Source organism: Streptomyces sp. MMG1533, from assembly GCF_001279775.1.
Lineage (GTDB): Bacteria > Actinomycetota > Actinomycetes > Streptomycetales > Streptomycetaceae > Streptomyces.
On record NZ_LGDG01000167.1, the window covers coordinates 68,728 to 85,288 of the forward strand.

Sequence of the window (16,561 nt, forward strand, 5' to 3'; positions counted from 1 at the left end):
TGGAGTCGTGGCTGCTGTGCCAGGCCTGCGCGCACATCGAGCGGCTCCGGGTATGGTCACCCCTCCGCCCGGGCCAGGGTGCCGACGATGAGGGTGGTCAGCATCTCCTCCAGCGTGTCGGTGAAGTCCATGCGTAGGGCCGCGAGCGAGGGATCCGCCTCGTATGCGGCGAGCATGGCCGCGGAGGGCCGGGCGTGGGTCCACACAGCGCCGATCACCATGATGGCCTGGGTGCACAACTGGTCGGCGTGGCCGTCGAGTTCGGGCAAGTGGCGGCGGGCCAGGGCGGCCAGGGCGGCGACGTTGTCGAGGGCGGACCGCTTGTAGCGGGCGGCCACGTCGGCGGAGACGTTGTGCTCCAGGACGCCGGCCTGGGCACTGAGCAGGTCGCACAACACGCGGTTCTGTGTGAGGGACCGGGTCAGGACGCCGGCGAAGGCTTGACCGCGCTGAAGCACCGGGGTGTCCGGGGCGATCGCGACGTCCAACTGTGCCGGGAGCCCGGCCGTCCACTGCCGCCAGTTGTGGTCCAGGAGTTCCAGCAGGATGGCCTCGCGCGACTCGAAGTACCTGAGCACGTTGGACTTCGCCAGGCCGACGCGCCGGCTCAGCTCGTTGAGGCTGACCGCGCTCACCGGCATCTCGTCGAGCATCGCCGCCGCTGTGTCAAGGATCGCCCGCTGCCGGACCTCGCGCTGTTCCTCGCTGCGCGCCCGCTGGAAAGTCGCCATACGCACATGTTACAGACTGCCGGTCTATTGACATCGGACCGACGGTCTCTTAACTTGGGGCGCATAAGAGACCGCCGGTCTTCTATTTCGGGATCGTCGGCCGTACGCACCATCCAGCACGTGAAAGAGGTCTACCGTCATGAGCGTTTCCAGCGTCGCCCTGGTCACCGGAGCCACCACCGGCATCGGCAAGGAGACCAGCCTGTCCCTGGCCCGCGCCGGCCACGCCGTCGTCGTCTCCGGCCGCCGCAAGGAGGCGGGAGAAGCCGTGGTCCGCGAGATCCGCGACAACGGTGGCGAAGCCACCTTCGTCGCCGCGGACGTCGACTCGGAGGAGTCCGTAGCCGCCCTGATCGCCGCCACCGTCGAGCGTTACGGCCGACTCGACGTCGCGGTCAACAACGCCGGCGTCTCCCTCGACACCGGCCGTCTGGCCGACGAGCCCACCAGCGCCTTCCAGCAGATGCTCACCACGAACGTACTCGGTGTCTTCTGGGGCATGAAGCACCAGATCCAGCAGATGCTGGCCCAGGGCAACCCCGGCGGAGCCGTCATCAACCTGGCCTCGATCGCGGGCCTCGGCGGCATCCGCTACGCGGCCAACTACTCCGCCACCAAGCACGCCGTGGTCGGTCTGACCAAGTCCGCCGCACTGGAGTACGCCACCGACAACATCCGCATCAACGGCGTCGCTCCCGCCGCGGTCAAGACCGACATCCTCGCCAACGCCATCGAGTCCGGCACCTGGGACGAGGCCACCATCGCGGCACTTCAGCCGGTGAACCGCATGGGCCGCCCCGAGGAGATCGCTGCGGCCATCACCTGGCTCGCCTCCCCGGCGGCATCCTTCGTCACCGGAACCATCCTCAACGTCGACGGCGGCTACAAGGCCCAGTAAGGGCGCGTCTGTGAGCTTGTCGGCCCGACGTGGTCCGCGCAGGCTCGGCAGAGGGTGACCGCTGCCGCGATGAGTTCCGGCCGCGTCGTGAGTCTGTTCTGGTGAGTGTCGTATGAGTCGTACGACGCTGCCCGGCACGAGACACCACGGAGGACGCCATGACGACCACGCCGAGTGACCCGACCACCGCGGTGCCCGGCCGCCCGCCCGTCGTTGACCTGGCCACCTGGCAGACCGCCCGTGACGAGCTTCTGGTCCGCGAGAAGGCCCACACCCACGAGGGCGACGCCCTCGCCGCGGCCCGCCGCCGGCTGCCGATGGTGGAGTTCGACGGGGCGGTCGAGGTCGTCGGACCCGACGGCCCGGTCCCGTTCCTGGACCTGTTCCAGGGCCGCGACGAGCTCGTGGTCTACAAACACATGTGGTACGACGGCGCGCCGCACCAGGGTCAGTGCGAGGGCTGCACCACCACGGCGTGGCACGTGAAGGACGCCGTCTACCTCAACGCCCGCGGCGTCTCGTTCGCCATCCTCACCACCGGCCGGTGGGACGAGGTGGCCTCCTACGTCGAGTTCATGGGCTACACCCAGCCCTGGTACTCGGTGCGCGACGTGGACGCGCCGGTCGGCGGCAGCATGGGTTACCTCACCTGCTTCCTGCGCGACGGCGACCGCGTGTTCCTCACCTACTCCACGACGGGCCGTGGAAACGAGCGGGTCAACGGGTCCCTCGGCCTGCTCGACATGACGCCCTACGGCCGCGGCGAGGCATGGGAGGACAACCCCGAGGACTGGCCCGAGGGGCGCAGCCCGTGCTGGTCCTGGCGCTCGGACGCGGAGGGGAACGCCACCTGGGGTCCGACCAGCCGCCCCGTGCCGCAGTGGACCCGCCCCGGCGCGACCCCCGTGGAAACCCTCGGCCGGCACGGCCACCACCACTGACGCGCCTTCGTCGACGGCGTCGGCAAACGGTGTTGGGTGCCGGCCGGAACCTCCTGGCCGGGGTGAGGATCGTCCCTCGGGGTGGCACTCCTACCCCGGTTCGACGATGACCGACGGGCACGCCGGCGGCAGAGCGGCCCGCAGGCGCCCGTCGTACCCCGACTGCCGGGGCGCAGGCAGATGAGTTCGGGATCGTCACAAACAGATCATTGAGGCCCTTGCTTCTTCTGCGGCAAGGGGTTTCGGGTGAGCAAGTTCGAAGGGTCTCGCTGTGCGGCGACGACCTCGTGGACGTTCCGCAGAAAGCGCTGGATTGTTGCCATCTCCGTGTCGGAGAAGGTCAGTGTCGCAGCGAGGAGCTCCGCGATCAGCGGTCCGAAGAACGACTGTCCGAGGGTGACTGCCCGTTCGTCGACCTCAAGCAGTACACGGCGTCGGTCGCGGCTGTCTCGCGTGCGTCGCACGTGGCCGAGCCTCTCGAGCCGGTCGACGAGGGCCGTGGTGCCCGCGGAGTTCAGGCCCAGCTGCCGCCCGAGCCAGCCGGGCGTCGCGAGGGTGTGCGCCCGAGCGGCGTCCAGCAGGCAGATCAGGGCACGCAGGTCGGTCGGGTGCAGGCTGTTGCGTTGTGCGAACTCGGCTCCGAGCAGGTCGAGTTCGACGGTGATGGCACGCAGCTGATGCACAACCCGCAGTCCAGGCTCCTCTTCATCCATGCCACGCCGCCCTTTCGCGATCGATCCGGCATGCATAGTATCTCGTTGGGCGAGATACTTGCTCAGCGACCTATTTCTCTGAGGGCGTCCCATGGCAGCAGACCTGACTCGATTTCTGGCGGCGTACGACGCCGTCCTGGACCACTGGCCCGTGCCCGTCGACCGGATGGACCTGACGTCGGAGTACGGCACAACCCGGGTCACCGCGTGCGGCCCAGTGGACGGGGAGCCGCTGGTGCTGCTGCACGGTGGCGGCGCCACCTCTGCAGTGTGGTTTGCCAACGTGGCCGACCTGAGCCGCACCCGGCGCGTCTACGCCGTCGACCGGATCGGCGAGGCAGGCCGCAGCCTGCGCGGGGGCCGCCCCGTCCGGTCCGTCGACGACCTTTTCGACTGGCTGGACGGCGTACTCGACGGCTTGGGCCCGGGCCGCGTCGACCTGTGCGGGCACTCCTACGGCGGATGGATCGCCCTCACCTATGCGTTGCGCACGCCGCAGCGGGTCCGCAAGCTCACTCTCCTCGATCCCACCCAGTGCTTCGCCGGATACAAGGCCGGGTACCTGCTCCGCGCCCTTCCCATGCTCATCCGGCCCACCTCCCAACGGGCGCGCGCGTTCCTCGCCTGGGAAACCCGTGGCGCGGAAGTCGACCCCGCATGGCTGGACCTGTACGGGCTCGCCGCCGAGTTCCCGCGCACCAAGGTCGTCGTGGGCAGACGCCCGAGGTCCCGACGACTGCGGAGCTCGACGATCCCGACGCTGGTGCTGCTTGCCGGGGACAGCAGGGCGCACGACATCCGGCGCGTCGAGGCGGCGGCGCGGCTGCACCTGCCACACGTCGAGACCGCAGTACTCCCCGGCCTGTCGCACCACGGCGTCCCGTTCGTCCGGGCCGCCGCACTCAACAGCATGCTCCTGGACTTCCTCGCCAAGCCCTGAACCGGGGTTGAGGGCCACATCATTCGCGGACGCGGACTCAGCAGCGGGAACGGCGCAGGAGAACGCTGGGAGTGGTCGTACGCAGCCCGTCAGTTTCCGCCGGAGCCTGCCTGCCGGGCAGGCCGAGACCGGCGTCCGGCATGATGAGCCCGTGGATTTCGAGCCGTACCGGGGTGAGCTGCTGGCGTTCTGCTATCGGATGCTGGGTTCGTTCCACGAGGCCGAGGACGTGGTTCAGGAGACGTTGCTGCGTGCCTGGAAGGCCCGGGAGCGGTACGACCCGGCGCGCGCGTCGGTGCGGACGTGGCTGTACCGGATCGCAACCAACGCATGCCTGACCGCGCTGGAAGGACGCGGTCGGCGCCCGCTGCCCTCCGGGCTGGGCGCGCCGAGCGACGATCCGGAGGCGCCGCTGGCGCCGGCGCTCGACGTCCCCTGGATGGAGCCGTTTCCCGGCGCGCGGTTCGACGTCCAGGCGCGGACCGACCTGCGTCTGGCGTGGGTGGCGGCGGTGCAGGCCGTTCCGGCGCGGCAGCGCGCCGTGCTGGTGCTGCGGGACGTGCTGGAGTTCACCGCGGCCGAGGTCGCCGAGCAGCTGGGAACCACCGTCGCGGCGGTCAACAGCGCGCTGCAACGCGCACGTGCCGCCCTCGCGGGTGTGGGTGATCTCGATGCGGTGTGCGAGCCGGACGATCCCGAGGTGCGGGCGGTGGTCCAGCGGTACGTGCGGGCGTTCGAGGCAGCCGACGTGCCCGCACTGGTGCGGCTGCTGGCCGACGACGCGGTCCTTGAGATGCCGCCGGTCCCGCTGTGGTACCGGGGGAGAAGCGACTACGGCCTGTTCCTGGCCCGCGTCTTCCGGATGCGCGGAACCGGCTGGGTCATGCGGGAGCTCACGGCGAACGGGCAGCCGATGCTCGCGGCGTACGCGCCGGAGCCCGACGGCGGGCACCGGCTGCACACCCTCCAGGTGCTCACCGTCACCGGCGGCCAGGTCACGCACAACGTCGTCTTCGCCGACCCGCGCGTCTTCGACGCCTTCGAGTTGCCGCAGCAGATTTTCGTCGACGATTTCCCGCAGGAGCGATGAGTCCAGCAGACGCCGCCGGTATGTACCGGTGAGCATCTGACCGAAAGGATTCACCGTGAGCGTCATCGTCATCGAGTTCATCACCCTGGACGGGATCGTGTCCGACCCCGACGGCTCTGCGGGCACACCATTGGGCGGCTGGGCGTTCCGGTACGGCCGTGAAGCCGTCGCCGGAGACAAGTTCCGACTCGGCCGCACTCTGGACGACGGGGTCCTGCTGCTCGGGCGCGCGACCTGGCAGCTCTTCTCGCGGCTGTGGCCCGGACGCGACGACCCGTTCGCCCGGCGCATGAATGCCGTCCCGAAACTGATCGCCTCCCGCACGCTCACCGACGCCGACACCGCAGCATGGGCGAACTCGCGGATCCTCGCAGATGACGTCATCGACGCCGTCAAGCACGAACCACGCGACGTGGTCATCACCGGCAGCCTCAGCCTGGTGCACCGGCTCATGACCGAGGACCTGATCGACGAGTACCGGCTGCTGACCTTCCCCACCGTCCTCGGCACGGGCGACCGGCTCTTCCCCGCCGGGGGCCCTCACGCGGACTTGGAGTGCCTGTCGGCGGAACAGATCGGCGCCGCCGTCCTCACCCGCCACCGGAAGGCAGCCCGATGACCGCCCGCTTCATGGCCCTGTACGAGGTTCCCGCCGATCCCTCAGCATTCGATCGGCACTACGCAGTACACGACGTCCACATCCCGCTCGCACGCCGGCTCCCGGGACTGCTGGCCCCGGGCCAATCCACTCGTTCACGCCACGCAGTAGTGATCTTTGAGTGGGCCCAGAACACTCAGTCGCGTGGGGCCGGACGACTCGTTCGAGCAGGAGCGTCTGAACGCGGGGGGCGAGGGCCGCGAGTCGGATCGTGCTGCACCTGTCCGGAGTCCTTTTCGGCGCTTCCGCCGGGCTGAACCGGCTGCTCGGAGCCGGAGACAGGCGGATGCGAGCGGGGCTGTGCTGGTGCTGGCGTGCGAGCCGTTGCGGCGGATTCTTCAGGTGAGGCCGGGGAGAATCAGGTTCTGCGGGTCTATGACACCGTCACCGACGCAGAAGCCAAGCCGTCGTCGGCGACTGAGCCACACCATCGGCAGCGAGTTCAACGAGGGCGCGAACGGGAGGCCGACTTCAGCGGGGTGCCGGAGCGGCTGGTCGAGATCGAGGACGTCCTCGTTGCGCCGTCAGTCGCGTCGCCGGTGCAGGAGGGGTCGGATCACAGGGTGCGGCCCGGACTGCCGCAGCAGCTCGTTCTCCAGCTCCAGGACCTGTACGACGCGGGCGAACTGCTGGGCCTGGAGGGCGAGGCGGTCGCGTTCTTCGTTGCGCCGGGGCCTTGGCCTTGAGTTCTTGTGCAGCGCCCGGCAGGCCAGCTGCACCGGCAGGTGCTCACGGGCCATCACGCGGATGGTTTCAAGCGGCCATTTGGGGACGTCACCTTGCCCCAGCAGTTCGGCGGCCCGCCGGTGGACGACTTCGGGCTCAGCGACGCCACCGCCGTGCGCCACGTCACCACCGCCCATGGTGAGCGCACCGCGCAGCTGCCGAGGTTGACCGCAGCCGGCCTGGCCGGCCGATCGGGGGTGCGGGGTAGAGGGTGGCCGGCGACGGGCTGATGACCATGCGGTCCTCACCTATGGGGTGAGCGCTCGTCGCAGTGCCTCGTCAAGGAGGTGTCGCAGCCGGGTGGCGGTGTCGGCCACCGCGGTGGCGAGGAGTGCCGGGCCGGCCAGGGGGACCAGCGCACCGTGGGCTGGGGTGTCGGGGTCGCCGAGGAGGACCGGTGGGAGGGCTGGCGGGGCGAGGGACGGGTCGACGACGAGGAGTTGGCCGCAGGCGCGGTGCGAGCCCATGACGGCCGGGCCGTCCCAGGCGGGGTGGAGGTCGCCGTAGGAGGTGTGCTGGTCGAGAAGGGGGCGGCCTGCGCGGAGCACGGTGAGGCGGGTGGTCAGGTTGCCGCTGGTCTCACCGGTGCGGCCGAGGATCTGTTCGTCCCTCAGGATGAGGCGGGCGGTGGAGGCGAGGTCGACGGTGCAGGTTTGGCGGAGGTTGCTTCCGGCGGTGCTGATCAGGGGCTGCGGCAGCCAGTGCAGGGCGGCGTCGTCGCCGACGGTCAGATGGACGTCGTAGGTGGCGGTGTCGTCGGTGGGGCCACGCAGCGCGATGGTGGAGGCGGCTCCGGTGATCTGGAGGCGGGCGTGCGGGCCGGCGTCGGCGTGGAGGGCGAGCCGGTCGCCGCCGAGGGGGCCGCTCATGGCGCCGATGACGTCGACACGGGCGAGGCCGCCACGCGGGCGGAGCCTTCGGAGGTGAAAGGGGCCGTCGCTGCTGAGCAGCGGAAGGGTGGTGGTGTGGCCGTTGTGGCCGGCCCGCACCCGGGCGGTTGCCACGACGGTGGATGCGTCCGGGCGGGGCGCAGCGAGGGGCGCGAGGTCTTCGGCGAGCGTTCTCATGTCTCCTGCCGGGTCGTTGCCGGGCCGTGACGGGATCAGTGCGCGGCGACGGCGGGTTCGGGCCGTGCGGTCCCGTGGTGCCAGGCGGTGAGGCGTTCCAGCACCCAGTCGGCGACGGGCCGGACGCCGTCGTCGCCGGTGAGGGAGGTGAAGACGACGGGCAGGTCGCCGCGCCGGTGGCCCGCGTCGGCGGCCATGGTGGCGAGGTCGGCGCCGACGTACGGGGCGAGATCGGTCTTGTTGACGACGAGGAGGTCGGCGGTGGTGATGCCGGGGCCACCCTTGCGGGGGATGTCGTCGCCGCTGGAGACGTCGATGACGAAGATCTGCGTGTCGACGAGACCCCTGGAGAAGGTGGCGGTGAGGTTGTCGCCGCCGGACTCGACGAGGATCAGATCCAGGGCGCCGAGGCGGTCCTCAAGCTCCTCTGCGGCCTCCAGGTTGGCGGAGATGTCGTCGCGGATCGCTGTGTGCGGGCAGGCTCCGGTCTCCACGGCGGTGATCCGCTCGGGGGGCAGGACGGCCTCGCGGAGCAGGAACTCGGCGTCCTCACGGGTGTAGATGTCGTTGGTGATGACGGCAAGCGAGTACCGGTCGCGCAGGGTGCGGCAGAGGGCGGCGACGGTGGCGGTCTTGCCGGAGCCGACCGGACCGCCGAGGCCGATCCTGAGGGCGCGGCGGGTGCCGTCGGGGCGGTGGGCGTCGGCGGAGACGGCGCCGGGGCCGTCGTGCCTGTGGTCGAGGTGCATGGGCGTGAGCTCCTTCGGGTGTGCGGAGAGTGTCCGGGTTCGGTGTCAGGAGGCGAAAAGACGCATCGGCCAGGCGGCGTGCTGCTCGGCGGTGATGTCGAGCAGTGGCGACGAAGCGGCCGGCAGGACGCCGACTCCCTCGTCGGCGACGCGGGCGGCGGCGTCGGCGGCCCGGGTGGCCACGGCGTCGACGTCGTCGCAGAGACGGGCCAGGACCGCAGTGGCATCGAACGGGTCGAGGCTGAGCAGCCGCACGGCCGCTGTGGCGGGGCCTGTGATGTTGTTGAAGGCTGCGGCGTGTGCGGCGTCCAACGCGGTAAGTCCGGCCGCGTGGCCTGCGACGCCGAGCACTACGGGCTGGTGGGCGCCGCCCGGCAGATCGCGTGCAAGCCGCTCCAGCGCCTGGCACGGCCAGGCCGCGCGGGCCGCCCGTAGCATCTGCCGACCCAGCTTGCGGGCCGTGGCCCGCAGCGCCGGGGCGGGCGTACGGGCGTCGGCGGCCTCGTCCAGGACGAGCGGGTCGTGTCCGGCGGCGGCCGCAGCTGCCAGTGCGGCGGCGGTGAGGCCCGCGGTGTGCAGGCGGCCACGGCAGAACGCGTAGAGGGTGGCGGGATCGTGGACGGCGCGGGCGGCGACGGCGGCCTCGACGCCGCCGGAATGCGCATGGTCTCCTGCCGGGAAACGGCCGTCGGCGAGGACGAGGAGAGCGGTACGGCTCATGGACGGGTGGCGATTCCTTTCGAGGGCGTGGCGGGAAAGTCGGGACGGGCGAGGTCCGGCCTGCCGGGGCGCCCGCCCTGTTGTCCGCCGGATGGTCAGAAGATGAAGTAGCGCTGGGCCATGGGAAGTTCTGACGCGTAGTGCTTGGGGGCTGACCGCTGGGGGCAGAGCGCCTCATCGGCCTGCGCCTGTTCTTCCTTCTGCTGACGCAGTTCGGTGATGCAGGTGTCCTCGATGAACACCTCGTAGGTGTTCGGGTCGACCCGGATGTCCGGGGTGGCATCGTTGAGGATCATGTGCCGTTTGAACACCTGGCGGGTGTCCTTGATCTCGTACAGGGGCTTGCTGATGCCGAGTTCCTGCGCGGTGACCGTGGCCTGCGGGCTGACGAAATTGACCGAGTTGGCGCCTGGCGCGTTTCCTTCGGCGCCCCACATCGGGCGGGGCAGGACGGGCTGCGGCGTCGGGATGGACGCGTTGGCGTCCCCGACCTGCGCGTAGGCGATCTGCCCGCCCTTGAGGACGAGGTGCGGCTTCACGCCGAAGAACTTCGGCTCCCACAGCACCAGGTCCGCCAGCTTGCCCCTCTCCACGGAGCCGATCAGGCCGTCCGCGCCGTGGGCGATGGCCGGGTTGATCGTGTACTTGGCGACGTAGCGGCGGGCGCGGAAGTTGTCTGCCTCAAGCCGCTGCCGTTCCTGCTGCGGGGCAGTGCCTTCGCGCAGCTGGCCGTAGCGGGTCTTCATCACGTGGGCGGTCTGCCAGGTCCGCATGATCATCTCGCCGATGCGGCCCATGGCCTGCGCGTCGGACGACATGATCGAGATGGCGCCCATGTCGTGCAGCAGATCCTCGGCCGCCATCGTCGAGGGCCGCACCCGTGAGTCGGCGAAGGCCCGGTCGGCGTCCAGCTCCGGGTTGAGGTGGTGGCAGACCATCATCATGTCGATGTGCTCCTTGACGGTGTTGACCGTCAGGGGGCGCGTCGGGTTGGTGGACGCGGGCAGGACGTTCTCCTCCCCGCACAGCGTGATCATGTCGGGGGCGTGACCGCCGCCGGCGCCCTCGATGTGGAAGATGTGCAGGGGACGGTCCTTGAACGCGGCCTTGGTGCTCTCGACGAAGCCCGCCTCGTTCAGCGAGTCCGCGTGCAGGGCGAGTTGCACATTGTTGGTGACGAGGCCGTCCGTCCGGTCGTCGTCCGCCGGGCTGTTCCTGCCCTCGCACACCTTCAGGCAGGTGTCGATGACCGCGGGGGTGGCGCCCCAGTCCTCGTGGATCTTGAAGCCGATCACGCCGGCCTTCACCTGGCCGAGCAGCGACTCACGGGACATGGTGCTGCCCTTGCCCAACACCCCTACGTTCACCGGAAACCCGTCGAGCGCCTTGAAAAGACGCTCGACGTGCCACTTGCCTGGCGTGACCGTGGTCGCGGTGGACCCCTCGGCCGGGCCGGTGCCACCGCCGATCAGGGTGGTCACCCCGGACGCGAGGGCTTCGCCGACCTGTTCCGGGCAGATGAAATGGACATGAGTGTCCACCCCGCCCGCGGTCAGGATGCGGCCCTTGCCCGAGATCACCTCGGTCTCCGGGCCGATCACGAAGTCCGTCGGCCCGTCCGTCCGGCCCTCGTGGATCTTGGCCATGGTCTCCGGGTTGTACGCCTTGCCGAGGGCGGTGATTCTCCCGTCCCGGATCGCGACGTCCGCCTTGACCACGCCCCAGTGATCCAGGATCACCACGCCGGTGATCACCGTGTCCGGAGGACCGTCCTCGCCGTCGCCGCGTGGCGTCGCCGACTGGCCCATCGACTCACGGATCACCTTGCCGCCGCCGAAGACCACCTCGTGCCCGCTCCTGCTCGTCAGCAGGCTGACCTTGCTCCGGTCCTTGCCCTGGCCGTTGTCCTCGTCCTCGGGCGCAGGAACGAGCGGAGGGTCTGCCGGATCTTTGGTGAGACCGCCTGACCAGTCGTCGGTGACCTTGATACGCAGCGCGGTGTCCGCCAGCCGGATCTCGTCCCCGGTCGTCGGGCCGAACAGGTCTACGTAGACCTCGCGCTCGGTCGTCCTGGTGTTCTGCCGCTCATTCACGGTCATCAGCTCCCTCACCGTCGGAGTCGTCCGGGGCCTGGTCCTGCAGCACCCCACCGACCAGCCCGCGCAGCCCCAGCACCTTCCGCTCGCCCTCGATGCGCACCAACTGCACCGTGCGGCGATCACCCGGCTCGAACCGTTCTGACGTGCCGGCCGCGACGTTGAGCCGCTTGCCGTACGCCCGTGACCGATCGAACTCGAGCCCTGCGTTGGCCTCATAGAAGTGGTAGTGCGACCCGACCTGCACCGGCCGGTCGGTCGGGTTGTGCACCTCGATCTCGGTGACGTCCAGCCCCGGGTTCAGAGGCACCGCCTCGTCGACGAAGTCGACTTTGCCGGGGTGGAGTTCGATCTCCTCGCGCGGCGCGTCGAACGGGTCGTGGATCGTCACCAGCTTCGTGCCGTCCGGGAACGTCGTCTCGACCTGGACGTTGTCGATCATTTCCGGGACACCGGCCATGACCTCGCCCCGTGTCAGGACCCCCCGACCCGAGTCCATGATCTCGCCGACGCTCCGGCCGATCCGCGCCTGGTCGTAGACGTAGGCGGTGAGTAGCGCCACCGCCTCCGGGTAGTTCAGCTTGATTCCTTGCTCTCTGCGCTGCCGCGCCACGCCGGCCGCCACATGGACCAGCAGGCGCTCCTGCTCATGGGGAGTGAAATGCATGGTGCCCTTCTCGGCTCCAGAGACCAATGTCTGTTGACGGCGCGGGCACGCCGGGCCCACCGCAGCCAGAGGTCCGGGCCACGCTGCGCCACGGCTGATCGTCCTGGCTCGGGCCGGCGCGTCGACGTGGAACTTTCGCTTTCACTTCGGACGGGGGGCGAAGCGAACAGTTCGGCGAGAGCGGAGGGAATGAGACTTTCATTCATGAATCAGCGATTTACGGCCAGCAAGGTCCGCCTCCCTCGGAGGGCGTGACACGCGAACGTTTCTGCGCCGAGGCAGTGGGCCCCTCGGCTTGGAGGCGCACTTACGGCCGGACAGGAGCCGCCCCCTTCTGTGATCACATACCGCTCCTTCCCTGCCGATGCCCGATCAGCAACCGGCACGCCACGCAGGCGTCTGGTGTCGGCAGTGGCCGGTTCACGACCGTCGTCCGTAGGCGGATCGCACGTCGCAGCGGGGGTGATGCGCAGGCCGGGCAAAGGTGGCACTCGTAGCGCAGCCGAGACTCGAGACCAGGGACAACGGACAGCCTGAGACCCTGTCGACAGGAAGCCTCGATGCCGGCTGCGCCCGCGGCCGGGTCCAGCCAGTCCAGGGCGATGGCCCGGTCCGCGGTGGCGGGGCACAGGGTGAACGGAGCGGTGAGCGCGTCGCCGACGAAGAGATTTTCGAGTTTCGCGCGGCGCTGCAATTCACCGAAGTTCAGCGCCCCCTCGTGCGGCACGACGAGCTCGCCGGGGAAACGAGCCGACTCCGCCCGCCGCCGTGAACGCGTCCTCCAGGCCCTGGATGCGGCCCTGCGCAGCGGTCGGAACATCACTGTGTCCGGCCTCGCCCGCACCGCCCGTGTCGACCGCACCTTCCTCTATCGCCACCGCGACCTGCTCGAACGCGCCCACGCCGCGGCAACCACCCCTGCCGAGGCAGGCAGAACAGCGGCCGTGAGCAGAGCCTCGCTCCAAACCGACCTTGCCAACGCCCTGGAACGCAACACCCGGCTGACGGCACGCGTCCGGCAGTTGGAAAAGCGGCTGTCCGAGGAGCTGGGCACGACGGTCTGGACCAAATTCGGCCTCGGTGCTCCGGCCGACCTCGACCAGCTTCAGCGCCGCATCACCGAACTGGAACAACAACGCGCCGACGTGCAAGGGCAGTTGGACGAACGAACCGAGGAACTGGACGCGGCACGCGCCGCCGACCGTGAACTGACCCGGGCGCTGAACCACACGCCGGAGGGAACGGGCCCACCCACAGCCCGAAGGCCCCGCCCTCGATCAGGATGAGCAGACCGATCGCGATCAGCACCAGCGGCAGCAGAATGTGGCCCCAGCGGCTGAGTGCCTTGGCGACGACCGGACGGGTGGCGAAGAACCTTCCCGCCGAAGCACCACACCGCGACCAGGGTCAGAAAGACCACGGCATACACGCTCATCCCGCCGACGCCGGCGGTGGCAAACACCGGGACGTAGACACCGATGTTGTCACCGCCGTTGGCGAAGGTGACTGCGGCGACCTCCAACGAGCTGCGGCCGCCCTCCTTCGCCTCTACCTCGTCCGCGTCTTCACCGTCGCGGTGGTTCTTCCACGCTTCCCACGCCGCCTTGAGACCTAGGTGATCAATTCAAGGGGGTGCCTGCGGAGGGTGTGGCGGTGGGCGGTCAGGCGTCGGGGTCGACTTCGGGGTGCGTGAACCGCACGGGCTTGCCCAGCGACCGGGCGTAGGCGATTTCGGCTCGGGAGTCGCCGACTACGAGCACCTCATCAGCGAGCCGGATCTTCGCCCGGTGCAGATCGTCGAGTCGAACCTTCAGCGCCTTGGCCTCGACAGGATCGGACCAAAGTTCGTGCGGCGACTTCATGTCGCAACCCGGCTTGACGACAATCCTTCCGGCTTTGGTCTCCCGCACATCGGCCTCGTTCATCTCGGTCATGAAGCGGGTGGAGCCGCAGATCACGACGATACGCGGGAGGCCCAGCTGCTTTTTCGCGTCGGCGAGTTTCTCCTCGGGGGTGAGCGATCGCGGGTATGACACTGGTTCCTCCTGGTGGGGTGGTCCAAGGGGTGCCTGCGGGGTGTGACCGAGGTACGCGCCAAAGGGGCAACGAGATGATCTTGAAGCCCTGAGCGCTCGGCCCCCGTATTTCAGAGGGACACGCGCACTGTTCTGCCAGCGGCAGAACACCGGCCGGACCGGGCTCGACGATCACTACAGTCCAGTCTCATGACGACGCTTACGACGCGTACGGTCGAGTACCCGGCCGACGGTTTGACGATGATCGGGCACCTCGCGCTCCCGGCCGGTGTCGACCGCCGACCCGCGGTGCTGCTCGGACCAGAGGGCATGGGGCTCAGCGACGTCGAGCGCCGCCGGGCCGATGCTCTCGCCGAGCTGGGATACGTAGCGCTGGCCTTCGACCTTCACGGCGGGCGCTATTTGGGCGATCCCGAGGAGATGCTGGCCCGTTGCATACCACTGCTCTCTGATCCCGACCGGATGCGGGGCATCGGCCATGCGGCGCTCGACGTGTTGCGCACCGAATCGCGGGCCGACCCCGACCGGATCGCCGCCATCGGCTACGGCACCGGAGGCGCCGTCGGGCTGGAACTCGGGCGCGACGGCGTCAACCTGCGCGCGATCGGGACAGTCAACGCACTGACCACGGGCCGACCGGGCGAGGCGGCGCGCATTCGCTGCCCGGTGTGGGCCGGCGTCGGGTCGGAAGACCCGATCATGCCGCCCGCACAACGGAACGCGTTCACCGCCGAGATGCAGGCCGCAGGCGTCGACTGGCGCCTCGCGGTCTACGGCGGCGCCTTGCACGCCTTCCACCACCCGCCGGTCGACCACCCCACGGTCCCCGGCGTCGGCTACCACCCACAGCACGCGCAGCGAGCCTGGCGCGACGTCGTCGACCTGCTCGCCGAGTGCCTGCCCGTGACGGAAGATCTGCGGGCATGACCCAGGCAAACAGCCTGGCGCCAGGCCTGGTCCGCGTCGGGCACTCACAGTCCCCTCCCCTCAAGTCCCCATAGCAGAACCACATTCGGGCGGATGCTCGATCGCGGAGACGCGTTCGCAACTGCCGCAGTAAATACCGGATTTACTGCGACGGAGCCCCTGCCGTGATCCTCGCGACCTGCGGCGGTCCGTTCCGGCCGCCAGGGCGAGGTCTACGCATTTACTGCGGCCTCACTGTGCTGACCACGTGCGAAGTCGCATCAAGATCAACTCATCGCCCCTTTGGCGCGTATCTCGGCTGGACCCCCGCGGAGACGAGAATGAGGGTGTCCAAGATCGTCTTATGGCGAAGAACGTGGACACCCTCGCCATGATGCGGACCGCCCGGCGACAGTACCCGGCGCACGGCCCCGCAGTGCCACCCGGGCTCCACGGCAGCCTCGTCAACGAGATGGCCGCCCAACAGCCCCTTCAGGCGACAGCACCACACCTGTCGCAGTGGCCAGACTCCCGATCAATGGCGCTGAGCTGCACCAACGTGAACCACTCGCCAACGCCACAGCCCAGAACCCCAGAGAACGCGCAGCGGCCTGGGCAATGTCCGGGAAAGACGCCGTGAGGTCCGAGCCCTGGCGGGACTGCACATGTCGCCGTACCCAGGCACGTACCCGACACTGCACGGCCAGCAGACCCGGGTGCCGGTTGTTCGCGTTGCGCCACCGCAGAGACGCGTGCAACTCCCGCCCTCGCCCTTCCCGTCGGCCGACCTATGATTCGCCCTTGGGCCTCCAAAATCCTCGGAGAGTACGCATGAGTGATGTGAGCACCGGCACCGGCAAAGTGGTCGTGAACAGGGCGATGTCGCTGGACGGCTTTATCGCCGGTCCTGGCCACGCGATGGACTGGATCTTCGAGTACCTGACTGCGGATGTGTTCCCGGAGGTCATGGCGGCCACAGGCGCCATGCTCATCGGCCGGGGCACGTACGAGGTCGGCAAGCGTATGTCCGACCAGGACGCCGCCTACGAAGGGGGAGCACAGTTCGTCCTCACCCACGAGCCTCCCGACGAACCGGACCCTGCCGTCACGTTCCTCACCTGTGGACTTGAGGAGGCCGTTGCCACGGCACGCAGCGCCGCGGGAGGCAAGAACCTGGAGATCCTCGGTGCCGACGTGGCCGCCCAGTGCCTGCAGCGCGGGCTCGTCGACGAGATCCTGGTGTATGTCCTACCGGTGCTGCTCGGCGACGGTGTCCGCTTCTCGCCCCCAAGCCTCGACAGGATCGACCTGGAACCTTTCAGCAACACCCAGTCGGGCGCCGTCACGATGCTCCGCTTCCGCGTGCGAAAGTAGGCGCGGTCCGCAAGTGGCTAGCGCTTTGATCGCACAGGTGCGCCGGAGCGTTCAGGCTGCGGTGGCGGGCGTTGGCGTTGCGCCACCTCAGGTAGGCGGGCAGTGCAGGGTCTGCCCGGTGTGGTGGAGGTGGTGGGAGTTGGCGATGGTGAACTGCCGCAGGGGCCGGAAGTGGGCCTCGATCGGGTTGGCCCAGGACGCGTAGGCGCACCATCGCGCGCCGATAGCGCACCGAGCTGGTGCTGCCCC

General features: G+C 69.4%; 17 protein-coding genes and 2 pseudogenes. 8 read left to right on the plus strand and 11 right to left on the minus strand.

Translation table 11 applies throughout. The features are described 5' to 3' along the window. Positions 1 to 56: 56 nt before the first annotated feature. Complete coding sequence (locus ADK57_RS17735) at positions 57 to 731, minus strand: TetR/AcrR family transcriptional regulator (RefSeq protein ID WP_053750449.1); 675 nt, start codon at positions 729 to 731, stop codon at positions 57 to 59. Between the two features lie 139 nt (positions 732 to 870). On the opposite strand from ADK57_RS17735, the gene ADK57_RS17740 reads away from it, so the two are divergent. Both ADK57_RS17740 and ADK57_RS17745 read left to right on the plus strand, forming a co-directional pair. Continuing rightward, positions 871 to 1,629 carry a glucose 1-dehydrogenase gene (locus tag ADK57_RS17740; protein ID WP_053750450.1) on the plus strand — a complete coding sequence of 253 codons (759 nt, stop codon included), beginning with the start codon at positions 871 to 873 and terminating at the stop codon, positions 1,627 to 1,629. Positions 1,630 to 1,787: 158 nt separating this feature from the next. After that, the gene (locus ADK57_RS17745; RefSeq protein WP_053750451.1) at positions 1,788 to 2,570 is read left to right on the plus strand and encodes a DUF899 domain-containing protein; all 783 of its coding nucleotides are present in this window, start codon (positions 1,788 to 1,790) and stop codon (positions 2,568 to 2,570) included. A gap of 206 nt (positions 2,571 to 2,776) precedes the next feature. On the opposite strand, the gene ADK57_RS17750 is transcribed toward ADK57_RS17745, so the two are convergent. Beyond that, on the minus strand, positions 2,777 to 3,283 hold the full coding sequence (locus ADK57_RS17750) for a MarR family transcriptional regulator (protein ID WP_053750536.1): 507 nt from the start codon (positions 3,281 to 3,283) through the stop codon (positions 2,777 to 2,779). Positions 3,284 to 3,374: 91 nt separating this feature from the next. Here ADK57_RS17750 and ADK57_RS17755 point away from each other — a divergent pair, with 91 nt between their 5' ends. The 3 genes from ADK57_RS17755 (at position 3,375) to ADK57_RS17765 (ending at position 5,932) form a co-directional block, all read left to right on the plus strand. Further along, positions 3,375 to 4,223 carry an alpha/beta fold hydrolase gene (locus tag ADK57_RS17755; RefSeq protein ID WP_053750452.1) on the plus strand — a complete coding sequence of 283 codons (849 nt, stop codon included), beginning with the start codon at positions 3,375 to 3,377 and terminating at the stop codon, positions 4,221 to 4,223. A gap of 106 nt (positions 4,224 to 4,329) precedes the next feature. Continuing rightward, positions 4,330 to 5,313, plus strand: coding sequence for an RNA polymerase subunit sigma-70 (locus ADK57_RS17760; protein WP_078973196.1), 984 nt, complete (start codon positions 4,330 to 4,332; stop codon positions 5,311 to 5,313). 55 nt (positions 5,314 to 5,368) lie between these two features. Continuing rightward, positions 5,369 to 5,932, plus strand: coding sequence for a dihydrofolate reductase family protein (locus ADK57_RS17765; RefSeq protein ID WP_053750454.1), 564 nt, complete (start codon positions 5,369 to 5,371; stop codon positions 5,930 to 5,932). Between the two features lie 563 nt (positions 5,933 to 6,495). Here ADK57_RS17765 and ADK57_RS49955 read toward each other — a convergent pair. The 6 genes from ADK57_RS49955 to ADK57_RS17800 all read right to left on the minus strand — a co-directional run bounded on the left by ADK57_RS49955 (position 6,496) and on the right by ADK57_RS17800 (position 11,996). Continuing rightward, positions 6,496 to 6,834 (minus strand): hypothetical protein, encoded by a 339-nt coding sequence (locus tag ADK57_RS49955; RefSeq protein WP_159050090.1) that lies wholly within the window; start codon positions 6,832 to 6,834, stop codon positions 6,496 to 6,498. 111 nt (positions 6,835 to 6,945) lie between these two features. Then, positions 6,946 to 7,764, minus strand: a complete 819-nt coding sequence (locus ADK57_RS17780; RefSeq protein WP_053750457.1) for an urease accessory protein UreD — start codon at positions 7,762 to 7,764, stop codon at positions 6,946 to 6,948. 35 nt (positions 7,765 to 7,799) lie between these two features. After that, positions 7,800 to 8,513: an urease accessory protein UreG gene (gene ureG, locus ADK57_RS17785; protein WP_053750458.1), complete on the minus strand. Its 714-nt coding sequence runs from the start codon at positions 8,511 to 8,513 to the stop codon at positions 7,800 to 7,802. Positions 8,514 to 8,558: 45 nt separating this feature from the next. After that, entirely contained in the window at positions 8,559 to 9,233 is a 675-nt protein-coding gene (locus ADK57_RS17790; RefSeq protein WP_053750459.1) for an urease accessory protein UreF, read from the minus strand. A 95-nt stretch (positions 9,234 to 9,328) separates the two neighbouring features. Then, positions 9,329 to 11,332 carry an urease subunit alpha gene (gene ureC / locus ADK57_RS17795; protein ID WP_053750460.1) on the minus strand — a complete coding sequence of 668 codons (2,004 nt, stop codon included), beginning with the start codon at positions 11,330 to 11,332 and terminating at the stop codon, positions 9,329 to 9,331. Beyond that, positions 11,319 to 11,996 carry an urease subunit gamma gene (locus tag ADK57_RS17800; RefSeq protein ID WP_053750461.1) on the minus strand — a complete coding sequence of 226 codons (678 nt, stop codon included), beginning with the start codon at positions 11,994 to 11,996 and terminating at the stop codon, positions 11,319 to 11,321. The genes ureC and ADK57_RS17800 overlap by 14 nt, the downstream gene beginning before the upstream one ends. 560 nt (positions 11,997 to 12,556) lie before the next feature. Here ADK57_RS17800 and ADK57_RS51230 point away from each other — a divergent pair. Beyond that, complete coding sequence (locus ADK57_RS51230) at positions 12,557 to 13,282, plus strand: DUF6262 family protein (protein ID WP_234390262.1); 726 nt, start codon at positions 12,557 to 12,559, stop codon at positions 13,280 to 13,282. Positions 13,283 to 13,425: 143 nt separating this feature from the next. Here ADK57_RS51230 and ADK57_RS51235 read toward each other — a convergent pair. Both ADK57_RS51235 and ADK57_RS17815 read right to left on the minus strand, forming a co-directional pair. Next, positions 13,426 to 13,518, minus strand: a pseudogene (locus tag ADK57_RS51235) (cadmium transporter); the annotation flags it as partial. A 139-nt stretch (positions 13,519 to 13,657) separates the two neighbouring features. Next, positions 13,658 to 14,032, minus strand: coding sequence for a hypothetical protein (locus tag ADK57_RS17815; protein ID WP_053750464.1), 375 nt, complete (start codon positions 14,030 to 14,032; stop codon positions 13,658 to 13,660). Between the two features lie 189 nt (positions 14,033 to 14,221). Between ADK57_RS17815 and ADK57_RS17820 the strand changes: the two genes are divergently transcribed. Together ADK57_RS17820 and ADK57_RS17825 are read left to right on the plus strand one after the other, a co-directional pair. Further along, positions 14,222 to 14,959 (plus strand): dienelactone hydrolase family protein, encoded by a 738-nt coding sequence (locus tag ADK57_RS17820; protein WP_053750465.1) that lies wholly within the window; start codon positions 14,222 to 14,224, stop codon positions 14,957 to 14,959. Positions 14,960 to 15,769: 810 nt separating this feature from the next. Next, positions 15,770 to 16,312 carry a dihydrofolate reductase family protein gene (locus ADK57_RS17825; protein WP_053750466.1) on the plus strand — a complete coding sequence of 181 codons (543 nt, stop codon included), beginning with the start codon at positions 15,770 to 15,772 and terminating at the stop codon, positions 16,310 to 16,312. A gap of 61 nt (positions 16,313 to 16,373) precedes the next feature. Here ADK57_RS17825 and ADK57_RS51240 read toward each other — a convergent pair. Then, positions 16,374 to 16,516, minus strand: a pseudogene (locus ADK57_RS51240) (IS630 family transposase); the annotation flags it as partial. Between the last annotated feature and the right edge of the window lie 45 nt (positions 16,517 to 16,561).